The sequence below is a fragment of the Roseobacter sp. YIN89 genome (genome assembly GCF_057219365.1).
The window spans coordinates 698,159-714,836 of the sequence record NZ_JBXVVD010000001.1; the positions used below are offsets into that span (position 1 = coordinate 698,159).

15 protein-coding genes are annotated in these 16,678 nt (G+C 55.6%); 12 read left to right on the forward strand and 3 right to left on the reverse strand.

All coding sequences use genetic code 11. The features are described from left to right. Nucleotides 1-101 precede the first annotated feature (101 nt). The 9 genes from AC2D8V_RS03410 (at nucleotide 102) to AC2D8V_RS03450 (ending at nucleotide 9,760) form a co-directional block, all read left to right on the forward strand. Nucleotides 102-983, forward strand: coding sequence for an ExeA family protein (locus tag AC2D8V_RS03410; protein WP_484732107.1), 882 nt, complete (start codon nucleotides 102-104; stop codon nucleotides 981-983). 50 nt (nucleotides 984-1,033) lie between these two features. Continuing rightward, nucleotides 1,034-2,527, forward strand: coding sequence for a GumC family protein (locus AC2D8V_RS03415; RefSeq protein WP_484732108.1), 1,494 nt, complete (start codon nucleotides 1,034-1,036; stop codon nucleotides 2,525-2,527). Between the two features lie 12 nt (nucleotides 2,528-2,539). After that, complete coding sequence (locus AC2D8V_RS03420; protein ID WP_484732109.1) at nucleotides 2,540-3,370, forward strand: CpsD/CapB family tyrosine-protein kinase; 831 nt, start codon at nucleotides 2,540-2,542, stop codon at nucleotides 3,368-3,370. A gap of 221 nt (nucleotides 3,371-3,591) precedes the next feature. Next, nucleotides 3,592-4,845: a fumarylacetoacetase gene (gene fahA, locus AC2D8V_RS03425; protein WP_484732110.1), complete on the forward strand. Its 1,254-nt coding sequence runs from the start codon at nucleotides 3,592-3,594 to the stop codon at nucleotides 4,843-4,845. Between the two features lie 13 nt (nucleotides 4,846-4,858). Next, nucleotides 4,859-5,809, forward strand: coding sequence for an MBL fold metallo-hydrolase (locus tag AC2D8V_RS03430; RefSeq protein WP_484732111.1), 951 nt, complete (start codon nucleotides 4,859-4,861; stop codon nucleotides 5,807-5,809). Nucleotides 5,810-5,821: 12 nt separating this feature from the next. Then, nucleotides 5,822-7,447 carry an FAD-dependent oxidoreductase gene (locus AC2D8V_RS03435; protein ID WP_484732112.1) on the forward strand — a complete coding sequence of 542 codons (1,626 nt, stop codon included), beginning with the start codon at nucleotides 5,822-5,824 and terminating at the stop codon, nucleotides 7,445-7,447. A gap of 18 nt (nucleotides 7,448-7,465) precedes the next feature. Beyond that, nucleotides 7,466-7,648 (forward strand): DUF2783 domain-containing protein, encoded by a 183-nt coding sequence (locus AC2D8V_RS03440; protein WP_484732113.1) that lies wholly within the window; start codon nucleotides 7,466-7,468, stop codon nucleotides 7,646-7,648. Nucleotides 7,649-7,958: 310 nt separating this feature from the next. Further along, nucleotides 7,959-8,990 carry a zinc-dependent alcohol dehydrogenase gene (locus tag AC2D8V_RS03445; RefSeq protein ID WP_484732114.1) on the forward strand — a complete coding sequence of 344 codons (1,032 nt, stop codon included), beginning with the start codon at nucleotides 7,959-7,961 and terminating at the stop codon, nucleotides 8,988-8,990. Further along, entirely contained in the window at nucleotides 8,990-9,760 is a 771-nt protein-coding gene (locus AC2D8V_RS03450; protein WP_484732115.1) for an SDR family oxidoreductase, read from the forward strand. The genes AC2D8V_RS03445 and AC2D8V_RS03450 overlap by 1 nt, the downstream gene beginning before the upstream one ends. A 44-nt stretch (nucleotides 9,761-9,804) precedes the next feature. On the opposite strand, the gene AC2D8V_RS03455 is transcribed toward AC2D8V_RS03450, so the two are convergent. Both AC2D8V_RS03455 and AC2D8V_RS03460 read right to left on the reverse strand, forming a co-directional pair. Next, entirely contained in the window at nucleotides 9,805-10,581 is a 777-nt protein-coding gene (locus AC2D8V_RS03455; RefSeq protein ID WP_484732116.1) for a 3-methyl-2-oxobutanoate hydroxymethyltransferase, read from the reverse strand. Nucleotides 10,582-10,584: 3 nt separating this feature from the next. Beyond that, nucleotides 10,585-11,565, reverse strand: a complete 981-nt coding sequence (locus AC2D8V_RS03460) for a sterol desaturase family protein (protein WP_484732117.1) — start codon at nucleotides 11,563-11,565, stop codon at nucleotides 10,585-10,587. Nucleotides 11,566-11,669: 104 nt separating this feature from the next. Here AC2D8V_RS03460 and AC2D8V_RS03465 point away from each other — a divergent pair, with 104 nt between their 5' ends. The 3 genes from AC2D8V_RS03465 (at nucleotide 11,670) to AC2D8V_RS03475 (ending at nucleotide 16,241) form a co-directional block, all read left to right on the forward strand. Then, entirely contained in the window at nucleotides 11,670-12,605 is a 936-nt protein-coding gene (locus AC2D8V_RS03465) for a LysR family transcriptional regulator (RefSeq protein ID WP_484732118.1), read from the forward strand. Nucleotides 12,606-12,774: 169 nt separating this feature from the next. Beyond that, entirely contained in the window at nucleotides 12,775-13,935 is a 1,161-nt protein-coding gene (locus AC2D8V_RS03470; protein WP_484732119.1) for a 2Fe-2S iron-sulfur cluster-binding protein, read from the forward strand. Then, nucleotides 13,932-16,241 carry a mechanosensitive ion channel family protein gene (locus AC2D8V_RS03475; RefSeq protein ID WP_484732120.1) on the forward strand — a complete coding sequence of 770 codons (2,310 nt, stop codon included), beginning with the start codon at nucleotides 13,932-13,934 and terminating at the stop codon, nucleotides 16,239-16,241. The genes AC2D8V_RS03470 and AC2D8V_RS03475 overlap by 4 nt, the downstream gene beginning before the upstream one ends. Nucleotides 16,242-16,326: 85 nt before the next feature. Here the strand turns inward: AC2D8V_RS03475 and AC2D8V_RS03480 are convergent, their stop codons facing one another. Next, complete coding sequence (locus tag AC2D8V_RS03480) at nucleotides 16,327-16,503, reverse strand: hypothetical protein (RefSeq protein ID WP_484732121.1); 177 nt, start codon at nucleotides 16,501-16,503, stop codon at nucleotides 16,327-16,329. Between the last annotated feature and the right edge of the window lie 175 nt (nucleotides 16,504-16,678).

Here is a 16,678-nt window from a genome sequence, read left to right on the forward strand (position 1 = left end):
TCGCGTGGTGTTACGAGACGTCGCGTGGTGTTACGAGCGAAAGTGTGGCACTGTTTAACGTACTTGTCGTTTAGTGGTTTTAAGGAATAATCGTCGCGGTCATGGCAGCAGCGCTCTATACAGAACACTTCGGTTTTACCGAGCGGCCGTTCAGTTTGTCGCCGGACCCGGACTTTATGTTCGTGTCCAAGGCGCACGGACGGGCGTTTGCAGTGTTGGAATACGGCCTTTGCACCCATGCTCCTTTGACGCTTCTCACCGGAGAAGTGGGCATGGGAAAAACAATGCTGCTTCAAGCGCTTTTGCGGCAAGTCGGCGATGACATAACACTGGGCCTGATCTCGAACGCACAGGGCGATCGCGGAGATTTGTTGCGATGGGTCCTGAACGCGCTGGATGTGCCGCTGCCCGAAGCCAACGACTACGTTTCACTTTTCCAGCATTTCCAGAATTTCGTCATCGACGAATACGCGGCCGGGCGCCACGTGGTTCTGATCATTGATGAGGCACAAAACCTCGGCGTTGAAATGCTCGAAGAATTGCGGATGCTCACAAACATCAATTCGGGAAAACACGAGGTTCTGCAGATCATACTAGCAGGCCAACCCGAGTTGCGCGATCTGGTGTCGCGGTCCGAATTGCGCCAGTTTGCGCAGCGGGTCACCGCGACCTATGATCTCCAACCGTTCACACGCGCTGATACAAATGCCTACATCCGGCACCGTCTCCAGATCGCAGGCGGTACGGGAGACGAAATTTCGTCTCAGGCGATAACCTGCATTCACCACGAGGCAGAGGGTATCCCGCGCTCGATTAACAAGCTTTGTGACCTGGGGCTGGTCTACGCTGCAAGTGCTGGCAAAAAGGTGATGGGAAAGCCGATCATCAACGAACTCATTCGCGATGGGCTGATCCTGAAACCCGCGCCGCCACCACTTCTTTTGACCGACAGAATAGAGATTCTGCAAAAGGCTGCTGAATGAACCTGGACTTTTCGTTTTACCTTAAACTGCTTTTGCGGCGCCTTCCGGTGATGGCTGTTTTCATTATCGTCGCTTCGACACTCGGGGTGATCTCAGCGCTCAAACTGCCCGAGACGTGGGAATCTTCTGCGCGGTTGCTGGTAGAAGCACCGCAAATCCCGGACAATATGGTTCGCTCAACCGTGCGCACGGACGCCATTGAGCAGTTGGATATCACCCAGCAGCGGCTGCTGACCCGCGCCAACCTGATCGACATTGCGAACAAACATTCTGTTTTCGAAAACATTCGCGAAATGGAACCTGATACCGTCGTTGAACTTATGCGCGATGCGGCAACTGTGCGGCGCACTGCAGGTCAAAATCGCGCGACCCTGCTGACAATTTCTTTCGAGGCAAGGTCGGGACAGATCGCAGCGAACGTTGTGAACGAATTCGTCACGATCGTACTCGAAGAAAACTCGAATTTCCGCCTGTCGCGGGCCGAGAACACATTGGAATTCTTTGAAGGCGAGGTAGAGCGGCTATCTGAGGAACTAAGCGAGCAAAGCTTGAAGATTTCTGATTTCAAATCGGAGAATGTGACAGCTTTGCCAGAAAACCAGACGTATCGACTAGGTCGGCAGAACCTGTTGCAGGAGCGGTTGGAACGCCTCGAGCGCGAAGTCGCGGTGGGCAAAGCGCAACGCGATGATCTGGTTGAGCTTTATGAATCCACTGGTCAGGTCGGCAACGTGCAAGGTCAAGTCGTGACCAATCCAAACCAGCGCCGGTTGGTGGCCGCGCGCGAACAGTTGGATCAGGCACTTTTGCTGTACTCAGAGAACCACCCGCGCGTTACGAAGTTGAAAGAAACGATCGCCACACTGGAAGAGCGCGCAGCTTTGCAAAGCGAAGAGGAAGATGTCGCGTCCGATGAAAACACTGGCGCAGATCCAAGGCTGCAGGCGGTACTGATCGAGATCGACACGCGTCTGACGTTTCTGGATGAGGAAATCACCAAAACCAAGGACGAATTGGCAGAAATTCAGGTCGGTATTCAGCAGAGCTCGGCGAATGGAATTGTGCTGAACGAACTGGAACGTGAATTCAATATAATCTCGAACCGTTACAATGCAGCGATCAGCAATCTGAACGCAGCCAAGATGAGCGAGCGGATCGAGAGTACCGCGCAAGGCCAGCGAGTGACAGTCATCGAGAATGCTAACGTGCCGCGAGTGCCCACGGGGCCGGACCGGCCGCGTGTCGCGATCATGGGGGCAGCGGTGGGCTTTGGTCTGGCGGGGGCTTACTTTCTGTTGCTGGAAATCCTCAATCGCCGGATCCGCCGACCTGCTGAGATGATTGCGCGGTTCAACATCACGCCAATTACGACCATTCCGTATATGGAAAGCCGCCAGCACCGGTATCTGCGTCGCAGCGCCATTGTCGGGGCTACGCTATTCGTGCTGATAAGTGTTCCGGTCGCGTTGTGGTATGTCGATACGCACTACCTACCGCTGGAAATTGTTGTGCAAAAGGGCCTTACACGGCTTGGTTTGGGTTAAGGTTCTGATATAGTGGAAAAACTTCAAGCAGCACTGCAAAAAGCACGCGACGCGCGCGGGGATAAACCGGCCGCCAAGGCAGGTGGTGGAAGCGCCGCTGCCGCTCGGGCAGAGCGCAGCCGCACGGCATCTTCGACCGATCAACTGTGGGCGGACCTGCGCAGCTTTGATGTCCCGCCTGAGCACTTGATTGAACAGCGTGTCATGACTCAGGAGGCAGGGCCAAACGCTGCCCCGTTCGATATCCTCCGCACGAAAATTCTTTTGCAGATGCGTCAGAACGGGTGGAAGCGTTTGGCGATTACCTCACCTATGCCACGGTCAGGCAAAACGACGATGGCATGTAACCTCGCGCTGGGGCTCGGGCGTCAAAAGGATTTGCGCACGATCCTGATGGATCTGGATTTGCGCGACCCGTCCGTGCATTCATTTTTCAAAACAAACCCACCGCATGGTATGGCGGATTTGCTTGGTGGTCGGGTAGATTTCTCGGAACAAGCAATGCGGATCGGGGACAACGTGGCATGCGCAATGGCGCAGACCGCTGAAAGTGACCCCACACGCCTGTTGCTGGCAGAAAGCACACGAGAAACGATCGATACGATCGAAAAAAATTACGAGCCGGACGTGATGATCTTTGATTTGCCGTCGGTTCTGGTCAACGACGACACGCGCGCGTTTCTAAAGAACGCCGACTGCGCGTTGATCGTCATCCGGTGCAACGTCACAAAATACGGACACCTCGACGTTTGCGAGCGCGAAATTGCCGAGCAGACGAATGTACTCGGTGTGGTGCTCAACGCTTACAAGAACACACCATCCGACGAAAACAGCGATAGCTGAACGAACGACAGAAAAGCCTTCGGGGTTTTGCCGGTCGCGTCGCGCAGGTGATGTGCTGGTTGGTGTTCGCAACTTTTTCGCACATCATCCCAGTTTTGAGTTTTTAGTTACAAACGCAACTGATAATCATTTGACGAAACGAGAATGGAATATCGGATGCAACTGCGGTCGCCTCTTCAAATTGTGTATGGTGCGCCGTCCCATCGCATGAGCCTTTCGAAATGGCGTTGATTTCAAGCTGGGTCGAGAGCGCCACCGACGCGCGAAGCCCGTTTCCGCTGAACAATCTGCCCTATGGCGTGTTTTCGGCGGGCGATGGTGAAAGACGATGTGGTGTCGCCATAGGCGCCTACATTCTTGACCTGCACGCAGCGGAAACTGCCGGGGTCGTGCAGGCGAACGGGGCATTGAGTACCGGTGGGTGGAACTGCTTTATGGCGCAAGGCCGGTCACAATGGACTGCCCTGCGTGAAGAGTTGCAGCAGATGTTGGCTGAAGGCAGTGCGCACCGCTCAGAGCTTGAAAAACTGATGGTCCTGCAATCGCGCGCGCAGATGTTTATGCCATTCGAGGTGGCCGAATACACCGATTTCTATGCAAGCCGTCACCACGCCACGAATGTGGGAACAATGTTTCGCGGCGCCGAAAATGCCTTGCCGCCCAACTGGCTGCATATCCCCATTGGCTACAACGGCAGGGCGTCTTCGGTCGTCGTCTCAGGTACTGACGTACGCCGTCCGTGGGGCCAGATAAAGGGGCCGGGTGATGCGGTCCCAAGGTTTGCGCCATCGGCCCGGTTTGACATCGAATTGGAGATGGGGGCCATTGTTGGTACCCCCAGTTCGGGGCCATTAACGGTCAAAGAAGCGGACAATCACATCTTTGGTTACGTTCTTCTCAACGACTGGTCAGCGCGGGACATTCAGGCGTGGGAGTACCTGCCGCTTGGCCCGTTCCAATCCAAGGCAACGGCAACTTCGATCAGTCCGTGGATCGTGACAACTGATGCCTTGTCCGAGGTTCGTTGCACTACACCTGCCAGAGAGGTCACGCTCTTGCCGCATCTACAAGATGATGGCCCCATGCTCTATGACATCGAACTGGCGGTCTCGCTTGCGCCCAGTGGGCATGCGCCGCAAACCATTGCGCGCACAAACTACAACGAGATGTATTATTCTTCGGCTCAGCAACTTGCACACCATACCTCCAGCGGCTGCGCGATGCGTACCGGAGATCTGCTCGGCTCCGGCACCATTTCCGGATCCCAACCGGGCCAACGTGGATCCCTTTTGGAATTGAGCTGGGGTGGACAGCACCCGTTTGTACTGGAGAACGGGCAGCAGCGCAGCTTTCTGGAGGACGGGGATACAGTGACCCTGTCCGGCGCCGCGCGTGGCGAAGGATATACAATAGGCTTCGGCGAATGCTCTGGCACGGTTCTTCCAGCCATAAGCGACCCTTACGCCCGCCGGTAGAAAGGACGAAACCATGGCAAAGGCATTTGCGTCCCAAGGGGACTTGACCGAGAAAAAAATCACCTTTGACGAAATCGGCGATGGTCTGTGGGCATTCACTGCAGAGGGAGATCCGAACTCTGGCGTGATCATTGGTGACGATAGCGTCATGATTGTCGAAGCGCAGGCGACGCCGCGGCTGGCCAGAAAAGTGATCGAGAAAGTCAGAGAAGTCACCGACAAGCCGATCACCCATCTGGTGCTGACCCACTACCACGCCGTCCGTGTGCTGGGCGCTTCTGCTTATGATGCTGACCAGATTATCATGTCAGATGCTGCGCGCGCGATGGTCGTCGAGCGGGGTCAAGAAGACTGGGATAGCGAGTTTCAGCGCTTCCCGCGACTATTCGAGGGGCATGAAAGCATCCCGGGCCTGACCTATCCGACGACAACGTTCAGCAACAGCATGACCGTCTATCTTGGCCAACGCCGAGTTGATATCCGCCATGTCGGTCGCGCGCACACGGCAGGTGATGCCGTTATTCATGTGCCGGACCAGAATGTCATGTTCACCGGCGACATCGTTGAAGACCATTCTGCCTGTTATTGCGGAGATGGCTATTTTGGAGACTGGGGGGCAACGCTCGACGCCATAAAAAGTTATGAGGTTGACGCGATTGCACCGGGACGCGGCGGTGCATTGATCGGGACAGAAGCAGTGGAGCGTGCGATTGAAAGTACGCGGGATTTTGTTTCATCAACTTTTGAGCCTGCGAAGAAAGTCGCAATGAAAGGCGGGTCCCTGAAGGAGGCGTGGGACGCGGTGCGCGCGGAATGCGATCCAAAATTCAGCGCGTATGCAATTTACGAGCATTGCCTACCGTTCAACGTAAGCCGCGCCTATGACGAGGCGCGCGGCATCTGGCATCCGCGCATCTGGACCGACAAGCGCGATCTCGAGATGTGGGAAGAGTTGCAGGGGTAACGGGGTAGGGCGATGTTCGACGACAGATACCAACTCGCATACAAATTATATCCGTACGAAAAGTCACCAGATCAATCGGCCAGAACACCTGCGCGTCACCCTGTCGTGATTGTTGGGGGCGGGCCAGTCGGCATGGCTTTGGCTATCGATCTTGGGCGCCAGAATATCCCTGTTCTGGTACTTGATGACCATGAAGGAGTAGGGCAGGGGTCGCGGGCGATTTGTTTTGCCAAGCGTTCGTTAGAGATTGCCAACCGACTGGGCTGCGTTGCGCCTATGATAGACAAGGGCGTGGTCTGGAACCTTGGCAAGGTCTTTAATCGCGACAGAAAGGTGTTCGAATTCAATCTGTTGCCTGAAAGCGGGCACCAGTTCCCCGCATTCATCAACCTGCAACAGCCCTATGTCGAACACTTCCTCGTAGACCGGGTGCGCGCACTGCAGAAGCAAGGTGCGCCAATAGAGATACGCGGCAAAAACCGGGTGGACGACATCACCCTTCGAGATGACCACACCCTCTTGGACATCACCACCCCAGACAGGTTCTATCGTATTAAGGCTGACTGGCTGATTGCCTGCGATGGCGCAGGGTCTCCCTTGCGCAGGATGATGAATCTGGAGTTCAGCGGCAAGGTATTTCAGGACAGTTTTCTCATCGCCGACATTGTCATGAAAGGGGATGTAAGCTTTCCGACCGAACGCTGGTTTTGGTTCGACCCACCACATGGTTCCGGCGCTTCGACGCTGTTGCACAAGCAGCCAGACGGGGTTTGGCGCGTTGATTTTCAAATCGGTTGGGACGTTGATCGCGCGCGAGAATTGAAACCAGAAAACGTTCGCCGGCGGCTGGATGCCATGCTGGAGGGCGTTGAATACGATATCGTATGGTCTTCCATCTACACCTTCCAGTGTAAGCGCATGGAAACCTTTCGTCACGGAAGAGTACTTTTTGCCGGCGACGCCGCGCATCAGGTATCCCCCTTCGGTGCGCGTGGCGCGAACTCTGGCATTCAGGACGCCGACAATTTGGGATGGAAATTAGGGTTGGTGGTCAACGGTCTTGCGCCTGATAAGCTGCTGGACAGCTATTCGTCAGAGCGTGCGCATGGCGCTGACGAGAACATTCTGCACTCCACCCGCGCCACGGATTTCATCACGCCGAAGTCAAAGAACAGCAGGGTATTCCGTGACGCTGTACTGGACCTCGCCGGACATGCGCCTTTCGCGCGGCCCTTGGTAAATTCAGGTCGACTGAGTGTGCCGTGCACGTATGATGACCTTCCATTGAATGGTCCTGATCTGCTGAAAGGCGGCCCCGCACGAACCCGATGTGGCAGTGTTTGCCCCGACGCGCCGCTCGGCACTGGGTTTTTACTGCCGCATATGGGAGACGGATTTGTCATTCTTGCAATCAACACTGACGTACCTGAAAAGGTTATTGAGGCCGGGATCGTCGCGCGACGCCTCGTAGTTTCGAGTAACGATGACCCGTCCGGCGCTCTGGCAGAGCGTTATCTGGGTGACGCATCGTCTGCAGTGTATCTGATCCGCCCGGATCAACACGTAAGCGCACGCTGGCCAAGTTACGAGGACGGTGCCATGCGCGTCGCTATCAGAACCGCAATCGCGAAAGACTAGACTGTGAATAATCTGAACATGAGCCCGAACATAGACGACCCGGATGGGTTCTACGCAGAGCTGCTTTCAGCGCATGACGGGTGTAGCGACGACGAGAGTGCCGCGTTGAATGCCCGTTTGGTTCTGATCCTCGCCAATCACATTGGCACGAGAAGTATTCTGACCGAAGCGTTGGACTTGGCGCGTCGCGATTTGTGCTGAACTTGTTTTTTCCCACGGTCCGTTCGGAAAATGTGCGGCGACGGGCGCGGCCGCCCCGGACGGCGCCTCTTGGCTCGAGCAAAGAGCCGGTTTCGGGCGGCTAGTCAAACAGGGCTTTTGCGCGGTTGTACTTCATAAATGTGGCGACGCGGGGCACGCGTCGGCCTTTTGCATTGACAACCATACCCGACGTCCGCTGAAAGTGACGGACCATTTTTAGGTCGAGCGCTAACTGCGCTGGGCTCCGGTGCAGCGTTCGGTTGAATTAAGCCCTGCGTTGTGCCGCAGATTGCAAAGTGAAGGACACAGAATGACTACTGCCGCAGCCGTCTATCGAGGCGATAAACACTTTTCTATTGATCAGGTAGAGGTTCCCGCGCCAGCCGCCGGGCAGGTTCAGATCGATGTCGCTTACTGCGGGATTTGCGGTACAGATTTACACATCTATCTGGGACATATGGATGCGCGCGTCGGGTTTGAAAGAACGATTGGTCACGAAATGTCCGGAGTGGTTTCCGCTGTCGGCGATGGTGTCAGTGGGCTGCAGCCCGGGGACAGGATCGTCGTGCGCCCGCTCGATCACTGCGACGCGTGTCCCGCTTGCGATGCAGGGCACGAGCACATTTGCCATAAGCTGAAGTTTATCGGCATCGACAGCGACGGCGCATTTCAGCAAAAGTGGAATGTTCCCGCACATACCGTACACGTTCTGCCGGATGACCTTGCTTTGAGCCATGCGGCCTTGATCGAACCGTTGGCAGTCGCTGTGCATGACGTCGACCGGGGTGCTGTCAAACCGGGAGAAGACGTTCTGGTAATCGGTGGTGGCCCCATCGGGATGCTGGTCGCGACAGTTGCGCGGCACGCGGGTGGCAACGTCACCGTGGCAGAGATCAATGAGAACCGGCTTGCCTTTGCTGAATGCAGCGGTTTCAGCACGCTCAACCCAAAGTCGGTCGATGTGGCCAAGGCCATTCATGAGGCGACCGGCGGCAAAGGGGCGGATGTCGTGTTCGAAGTATCCGGATCGCAGCCCGGTGTTGACCTGATGACAGCTGCTGCAGCCACCCGAGGACGCATCGTTATGGTTGCGATACATGCTACCAAACCTCAGATCGATATGTTCCAGTTCTTTTGGCGCGAGCTTGATCTGATTGGCGCACGTGTGTACCGGCCCGAAGATTACGACCGTGCGATGGAGTTGCTGGCAGATGGTGTCCTTGATTGCGACGCATTCATCACTGACATCAAGTCGTTGAGCGATATCGAACAGGCATTCAAAGGGCTTACGGAAAACCCGAATGCGATGAAATCAATGATCCGTATCTCGGAGGCGACCTGATGTCAGTATTGTCCAAATTCGATCTGAGCGGAAAGACAGCGCTGGTCACCGGCGCTAAACGTGGCATCGGTCGCGGCATGGCAGAAGCGCTGGCCGAAGCCGGGGCGGATATCATCGGGGTCAGCGCATCGCTGGACCCAAAGCAGTCCGATGTGGGTGACACGATTACAGCGATGGGCCGATCCTTTACCGGATATGCCTGTGACTTCTCCGACCGGGCAGCGGTTCGTGCCTTTGCGAACACGGTTTTGGAAAATCATCCGCGTGTGGACATTCTGGTCAACAATGCCGGTACCATTCTGCGCACCCCCGCCGCAGATCACCCCGACGAAATGTGGGACGAGGTGATCGAGGTAAACCTCAACGCGCAGTTTGTTCTGACCCGCGAAATTGGCGCGCGCATGGTGTCACAGGGCGCAGGCAAAATTATTTTCACGGCCTCTTTGCTAACGTTCCAAGGGGGTATCAACGTACCGGGATATGCTGCTTCCAAAGGCGGAATAGGGCAATTGACAATGGCCTTTGCGAATGAGTGGGCCGGTAAGGGTGTGAACGTGAACGCCATCGCGCCAGGCTACATTGATACAGACAATACAGAAGCTTTGCGCAACGATCCTGTGCGGTCAAAGTCTATTCTCGAACGTATACCCGCGGGACGATGGGGAACGCCCGACGACTTCAAGGGACCAGCGGTATTCCTGGCTTCAGATGCATCAAATTACATGCATGGTCACATCATGCTGGTCGATGGTGGTTGGATGGGCCGCTAGAGCCCGCGCCGACGTCAATGGCCTGTGCGAAGTGATTGCATCGGCTATTGCCAGACTTGTTCCAGATCCTCATCGCGCATCGACACGGTATGCGCGGCCGTTGGAAACTGCCCTTTCGCGACATCGGCGATGTACTCTTTGTAGGCGGCAACCCTTTCAGTCTGAAGCCGGTCGCGTTCGGCGGCAAAGTTACGATAGGTTTTGGCGTGTCTTGGAATATGCCCGCGATTTTCGCCCAACAGGTCCGCAGAGAAAAGATACTGCGCATCGCAACCGCCGCCTGATCCCAATGAGATCGTCAGCATTGATGTCCGTGCGCTAATCTCGCGGGCCAGATTTTCGGCCACGACCTCCATTTCCACGGCAAAGGCCCCCGCATTCTCGAAATCCTTAACCTGTTGCCAGACCATTTTCGCCTGACCCACTGTCTTGCCAACAGCGCGGTAGCCACCCGTCCAAGTGGCTTTGGGAGGGACGAGGCCAACGTGGCAGATCACCGGCACACCCTCGCGCGCCATAACTTCAATTATGGCAGGGCTCATCCCGCAGTAAACGGACTGCGCGCCAGCCTGCATCGCAGCCATTGCATCGCGTAAAACTTCGGTCGCGTTTGCATGTCGCCCCCACGGCATCCCGAATTGAAAGTGCGAATTCGGCACGGCTTTTGCAAAATGGGCGCGTTCTTGAATGAATGCTGTGCCGATCATATCCATACCGGCGTCCGAGGCCGCGATTGCTTCTTCTTCGCGGGCGACCTGAACATAGGCAAGTTGGCGCTTTCCTTTTGCTTCCAACAGATCCTTGACCGTGAGTGCGGGCATTCTTCAACTCCCCATTATGCGTCGGCGGCGCTCTTTCATGCGTGCGTCCGCTTCGGCTGTACCATCGTGGAACGACCCAAAGAATTTATCCCAAGGTATTTCGAGGGACCCGTAGTTACACTCAAAGTAGCGGTGGTGCATCTGGTGATGAAAGGTGCCAAGCGCGAGCCTGTTCTTGTCCTTGACCACCAGACCTTCGAAACCGGTATGCGTCGTCGCTGCGGTCAGCGCGTAATACTGCAGGTGAAACAAGATGTGCACCGGGTGTGCGGCAACGACAAAATGTACAAGCACCGAGCCGAGAAAGATTATATGTTCGACCGGGTGCATCGACAGACCTGACCATGGGCCAACGTTGATGTTCCGGTGATGCAGCGCGTGCACATGTTTGTAAAAGAACGGAATATGCAGGAACCGATGTATCCAGTAGAAATAAAAGCTTTCCCAAACCGGGATCAGCAAAAACAGAGCTACAAACCAGAACGGGTGCGCTGCGAAGGTGAGCATCGGGGCATAGCCGTTTGCCATGGCCCAGAACATCAGCACCTCATAAGCTGTCCAAACGGTAACGCCACTGGCAAGCGTCCAGAACATATTATCGCGGATTTGCCCGCCAAGCGTGAATTGTCGCCCGTTTTTCATTAGTGGACGCGGATCGTAGCGCAGTCTTTTGCCTTGTTTGGTGAAGGTATAGAAATACAGGTGCAACCCACCGGCAACGATGCTCATCAGAATGAGATTGCGGACGTACATCTCTGCGATCCATCCGAACGCCAGAGTTTTGGATTCTTCCAAAGGCGGCTGAAACCAGTAGAACGACACGAACGCAATCCCGACGATCACCAGCTTTTCGGTTATCAGGAACCATGCGTTCCAAACCCACGCCAGCATATCCAAAGGGCGCAGCGGCCATGTGAAAAATGGCGAAACCTTAAGCGGAACGTCGGGTACGTGGTTCCAGCCTTTCAACGGTGTTTCTGCCATTGGCGGGGTCCCCTGTTAATGAAGTCTTCTATTGTTTGACAGATTTTCATAAGCATGAAAAACAGTTTAAATGATGAAATAAAATCTGATTATCAGGGTTAGCCATGGCCGTCTCTTTAAAGGCAATGGAGTATTATTGCGCAGCTGTCCGCCAAGGAAGCATCGCGCGCGCCGCTGCACAGCTCAATATCGCGGCCTCTGCGGTGGCGACAGCGGTAGATCAGGTTGAGCACTCCTTTGACCTGACGCTGGTCACGCGGCAGCGCTCCCGAGGGATCGAGCCGAATGCCAGTGGCCGGCTGGTGCTGCAGAAGTTTGAACGGTTGTTGGAAGACTATCGGTCGGTCATGTCTGAAGGTGCTGAATTAAAGCACGCGCTTCGCGGCACGTTGCGCATCGGTTATTACGCGCCGATCGCGCCGGCATTTCTGCCAAATATTCTGCAATCCTTCGTGCCTGAGGACAATGAGGTGTCGGTGCATTTGGAAGAATGCGATAACGACACCGCACAAGAGGGGCTGTTGAACGGCACCTATGATGCGATCCTGTTCGTCAGCGAAGACGTGCGCCCGGCGATTGAATTCGATGTTTTGCTCCAGGCACCGGCATACTGCCTTGTGTCCGAAGGCCACCCGTTTGCTGCACAGGGCAGCGTATCTATGGCGCAACTTTCCCAAGAGCCAATGGTGGTATTGAATCGCGCTTTTGCCGCTTCTTACTACCAAAGTCTATTTGATACGTTTGCACCGGATGTTGCGATTGTTGCCTACGCCAACTCAACGGAAATGGTCCGCAGCCTTGTAAGTTCAGGGCGTGGTTGCGCTATCCTCAATATGCAGCCGCTCACGCAGGACAGCTACTGCGGTCGCAAGACTGTCAGCTTGCCGATTACTGACAATCTGCCACCTCTGACGCTGTCCATCGGATACCAAAAGACCAAACCGCGTCGCCTTGTGCGTTCGTTTGTGGATGCCTGTCAGGCGTATTTCTCGACCCAAGGCTCGCATCAATGCATCGTAGCATCCCCCAAACAGCAATAAGCCAGCGTTCTAACGACAGGCCTGTTGCGCCGCCTGCACCCAGAAAACTGTGGCGTGCCTGCCAATTTGAGGGAATTTCCGTCCGCCGGAGCATGGCGCAGTGCAAAAAAGCTCGCTTTTTTGAGTGAGTTTGTTTTGCATGTCCGACTAGGCGCAAAGGAAAGTCACTATGTCCCATTCGCAAGCAGTCCCGTCACGGATCGCAGCCATTCGACTGCGCGCAATGATCGGCACCGGTCTTGTCATGTTTGTCTTCATCACCATGCATCTCAGCAATCTCGCGCTGGGGCTTATATCTTTGCAAATGATGGAAGACTGGCGCTGGGCGTTGAGCGGCGTATGGAGTTCGTTTCCGCCCCTGAAGATACTTTTACAAGTCTCTTTGATCGTGCATTTCCTTCTTGCGCTGTACTCGCTCTACCGGCGCAACACCCTGCGTGTTCCGGCCTACGATTTGGCACAGATGATTGCGGGTGTGCTGATCATTCCACTGCTCGGCATGCATGTTTTTGGTGTCATGGCCGTCAAACAACTTGGGCTCGAGCCGACATACGCTTTGGTTCTGAGCCAGTTCTGGGTGGTGTCCCCGCTGGATGGATTGCAGCAGGTGTTGCTACTGGTCGTTGCATGGATCCATGGCAGTATTGGTATGTACACGTGGTTGCAGGCGCGGGATGGCTCCCCCAAGGTCATGCGAGTTTTCTACCCGCTGATCGTTGCGCTGCCGATATTGGCGATGCTGGGCTATGTCGAAGCTGGCCGGCAGATCATCCCGGTTGAAGAGGGCGGCGCTGGCCTTGTTCTCGAAAATGATCCGAACGCCTACGGCCCGTCTGTAGCGCCGGACAAAATTCCGGAAATTATCGCTCAGGCAAAACAACGCCCGCGCATTGCCACACAGATATCGCTCGGTCTGATATTGCTTGTCTTTTTGGCACGCTGGCTGCGGATAAGGCAGACGCAAACGGCAAATGTCGAGGTAAGTTTCACTGGCAGACGGCCAGCATCTTTTACAGCGTCAACAGGTATGACTCTGTTGGAACTTGCACGTGAAAACAACGTACCCCACGCCAGTGTATGCCGCGGGCGAGGCCGTTGCGGTACTTGCCGCGTGCGCGTGTTGGACGGCAGCGTAACCCTGCCACTGCCGTCTGACGATGAAATCAAAGTCTTAGCGCGTTGGCATGCGGGGCCGGACGAGAGGCTGGCCTGCCAACTCGTGCCGACTGGCGGTGCGCTGGTAGTTGAAAGGGTTATCAACCCCGATTACTCCAATCTGGATTACGCGGAAATCGATGCGCCAAAAGTCCAGCAGGTGGAACAGGCATGATGAGGATTGTCCTGCAGGCATTGGCCGTTCTGGCGGCTGTGATGCATCTTTCTGCGCCAGTGCAGGCTCAGTTCGTGCCCAATGTCGGATCCGGCCAAGCCGAAACAGTCAACCAAGCATCGCCAAACGACGTCAAAGAGCTTTTGCGGCTTCTGGCGGACCCTTCAATTCAGTCTTGGCTTGCAGATAGCGCCTCGGATACTGGCGAAATCAATTCTGACCCGATTTTGAGCCCCCGCGAACAGGCCGATGCATGGGCTGCGCGCATACGGGCCAGGCTGCAATCTGTTGTGCAAGCATGGAGTGTCATTCCACAGCTGCCATCGGCGTTGCAAAGCGTATGGAACACGGAATTATCCCATGCCCAAAAAGTGCGTTCGCTTACATATATTCTGATCTTTCTGCTGATCGGCGCAGGTTTGGAATGGCTTTACCGACAGACGCTGCGGTACCCGCTGTTGCGCATTGAACAGGCGCCGAAAGATGCTCCGATGCAAAAGCTGGTCGGCGCCTCGGCCCGGGCGGCCATTATATTTGCAGGCTTGGGAATCTTCGCCATTGGCAGCATCGGCGCGTTCAACGCCTTCGAGTGGCACCCGCTTGTCGAAACGCTTGTGCTCGATTTGCTGATTTGCATCTTGATGTTCCGCATCATCACTACGCTGTCACTGTTTTTTCAGGCCCCACGCGCGCCAGAACTTCGGCTGGTGCCGTATGGCAGCGCAGCTGCGCAATTCCTGCATCGAATTGTTGCCGTGATGAGCTTGGCTATTGTCGCGGCCTTTGCTCTGTCGTACCTGCTGCGGCGCGTTGTCGAGCGGCAGGGGCTAAACGTCGACCAAGATCTTGCAACGGTGGCTTTGGCGCAGGCGATCGTGCTCGCGGCTTTCGTTGTCGTGATCGCATGGGCATGTATCTGGGTGACGTTCCGCAAATTACCCGATCTTTGTGCAATCCGCGTCAGCGCAAAGTCGCTTCAGATCTGGCGCAATTTTTTGTTCATACTGGTCGGGCTCGTGTTCGTGCTTTGGCTGGGGGGCCTTTACGCGCTGATGTGGGGCGTGCTGATTGTCGGTATCGTCGTACCGGGCCTGAAACTTATGCGCGCTTGGATCGATCATTTTTTCGATCAGTCGACAGCGGCATTGAACGAGCAGCATCGCGCCGAGGCCGAGCAAGCGCTTCGAAACTTTGCCGAAGCAGAAGGCGAAATGGAGGATGGCGATGGTGAGATGGCTTTGGCCACGCCAGAGTTTGCAGACCCCTACGCGACGACGCGGCCAATCGTGCAGCGTGGTGCTCGTTTCGTATTCATCATGCTCGCAGTTTTCGGGTTATCGAGCGCATGGGGCGTGAGCGTTTTCGACTTGTCGTCAGATCAGACCATCGTGGGGCGCGTACTTGAGGTTCTGATTGACAGCATCGTGGCGCTCTTGCTGGCCGATTTGGTATGGACTTGGGCCAAAACCGTGATCGACAAACGGATCGAGGATTATGAGCCGCCGATAGACGGACAAGCGCCCGGACCCGAAGCGCGCCTGATTACTCTGTTGCCCTTGCTGCGGACAATATTGATGGTCACTTTGTTGATCATGGTAGCGCTCAGCGTGCTGAGCGCTGCGGGCGTTAATATTGCGCCGATCCTTGCAGGTGCCGGCATCGTTGGCATCGCAATCGGGCTTGGTACGCAGTCCTTGGTGCGTGACATCGTTGCTGGAATTTTCTTTCTTGTGGATGATGCCTTTCGCCTTGGGGAATACATAGAAGTGGGCGATCTGATGGGGACGGTCGAGAGTATATCGGTGCGCTCTATGCGTATCCGCCATCACCGCGGCAAAGTGCACACCGTGCCTTACGGCGAGTTGAAAAGCCTGACCAATCACAGCCGCGATTGGGTGATCATGAAACTGGAATTCAGAGTGCCCTTCGACACTGATCTTCAGTTGGTCAAGAAGTTAGTCAAAAAGGTGGGGGCCGAATTGCAAGCTAACGAGCACTATGGCCAATCCATCCTCAGTACGTTGAAATCCCAGGGGGTACGGCGGATGGAGGAGTTCAACATGGTGGTGGGCGTTAAGTTCATGACCAAACCGGGCGAGCAGTGGCTCGTGCGCCGCGATGCGTATCAAAAGGTGCGAGACGCCTTTGAGGCAAATGGTATTCGCATGGCCGAACGAAACGTGAAAGTCGAGATAGACGGTGGCGATCACCTGACGCCAGAGCAGCGCAGTGTCGTGGCTGGTGCCGCGCAGGAGGCGGTTCAAGGTCCGGGCGGTCCGCCCAAACCCGTTCCGGACGAACCTTAACCTGCAGCACGCAGGCATGATGGGTGCAGCGTCAAAACCCGCAGCCTTTGCTGACTGCTTGGTCAATGCGTCTTTTGCTGAAGGATCAAACGCGTTGCGTTTCGCGGTCACTCGGCACATTGGTTCGTCGCGCAGGCGGTCGACGTCTTAACGCTTCCTCGATCTTGCGCATAACGGCAAAGAAAACCGCTGTGACGAGCAGGCCAAAGGCTTCGATGCTTGGCATTGCGCGGAATGCCGACACACCTAGCGCCACGAGCATTCTGTTGGGAGCGCAGCATCCTTGGTTTCAAAACCGCATAACTGCAAGGTGTTGTGTTTTCTCCGCGTTCTCTTTGCGCCAAAGGCGTGTCTGTAGTTTGGTCTCGTCTGCGGCCTAGGGCACTTCCGGCCTCACGCTTAACCAGCCAGGTACTGGCATTGAAGAGATAGTGCCG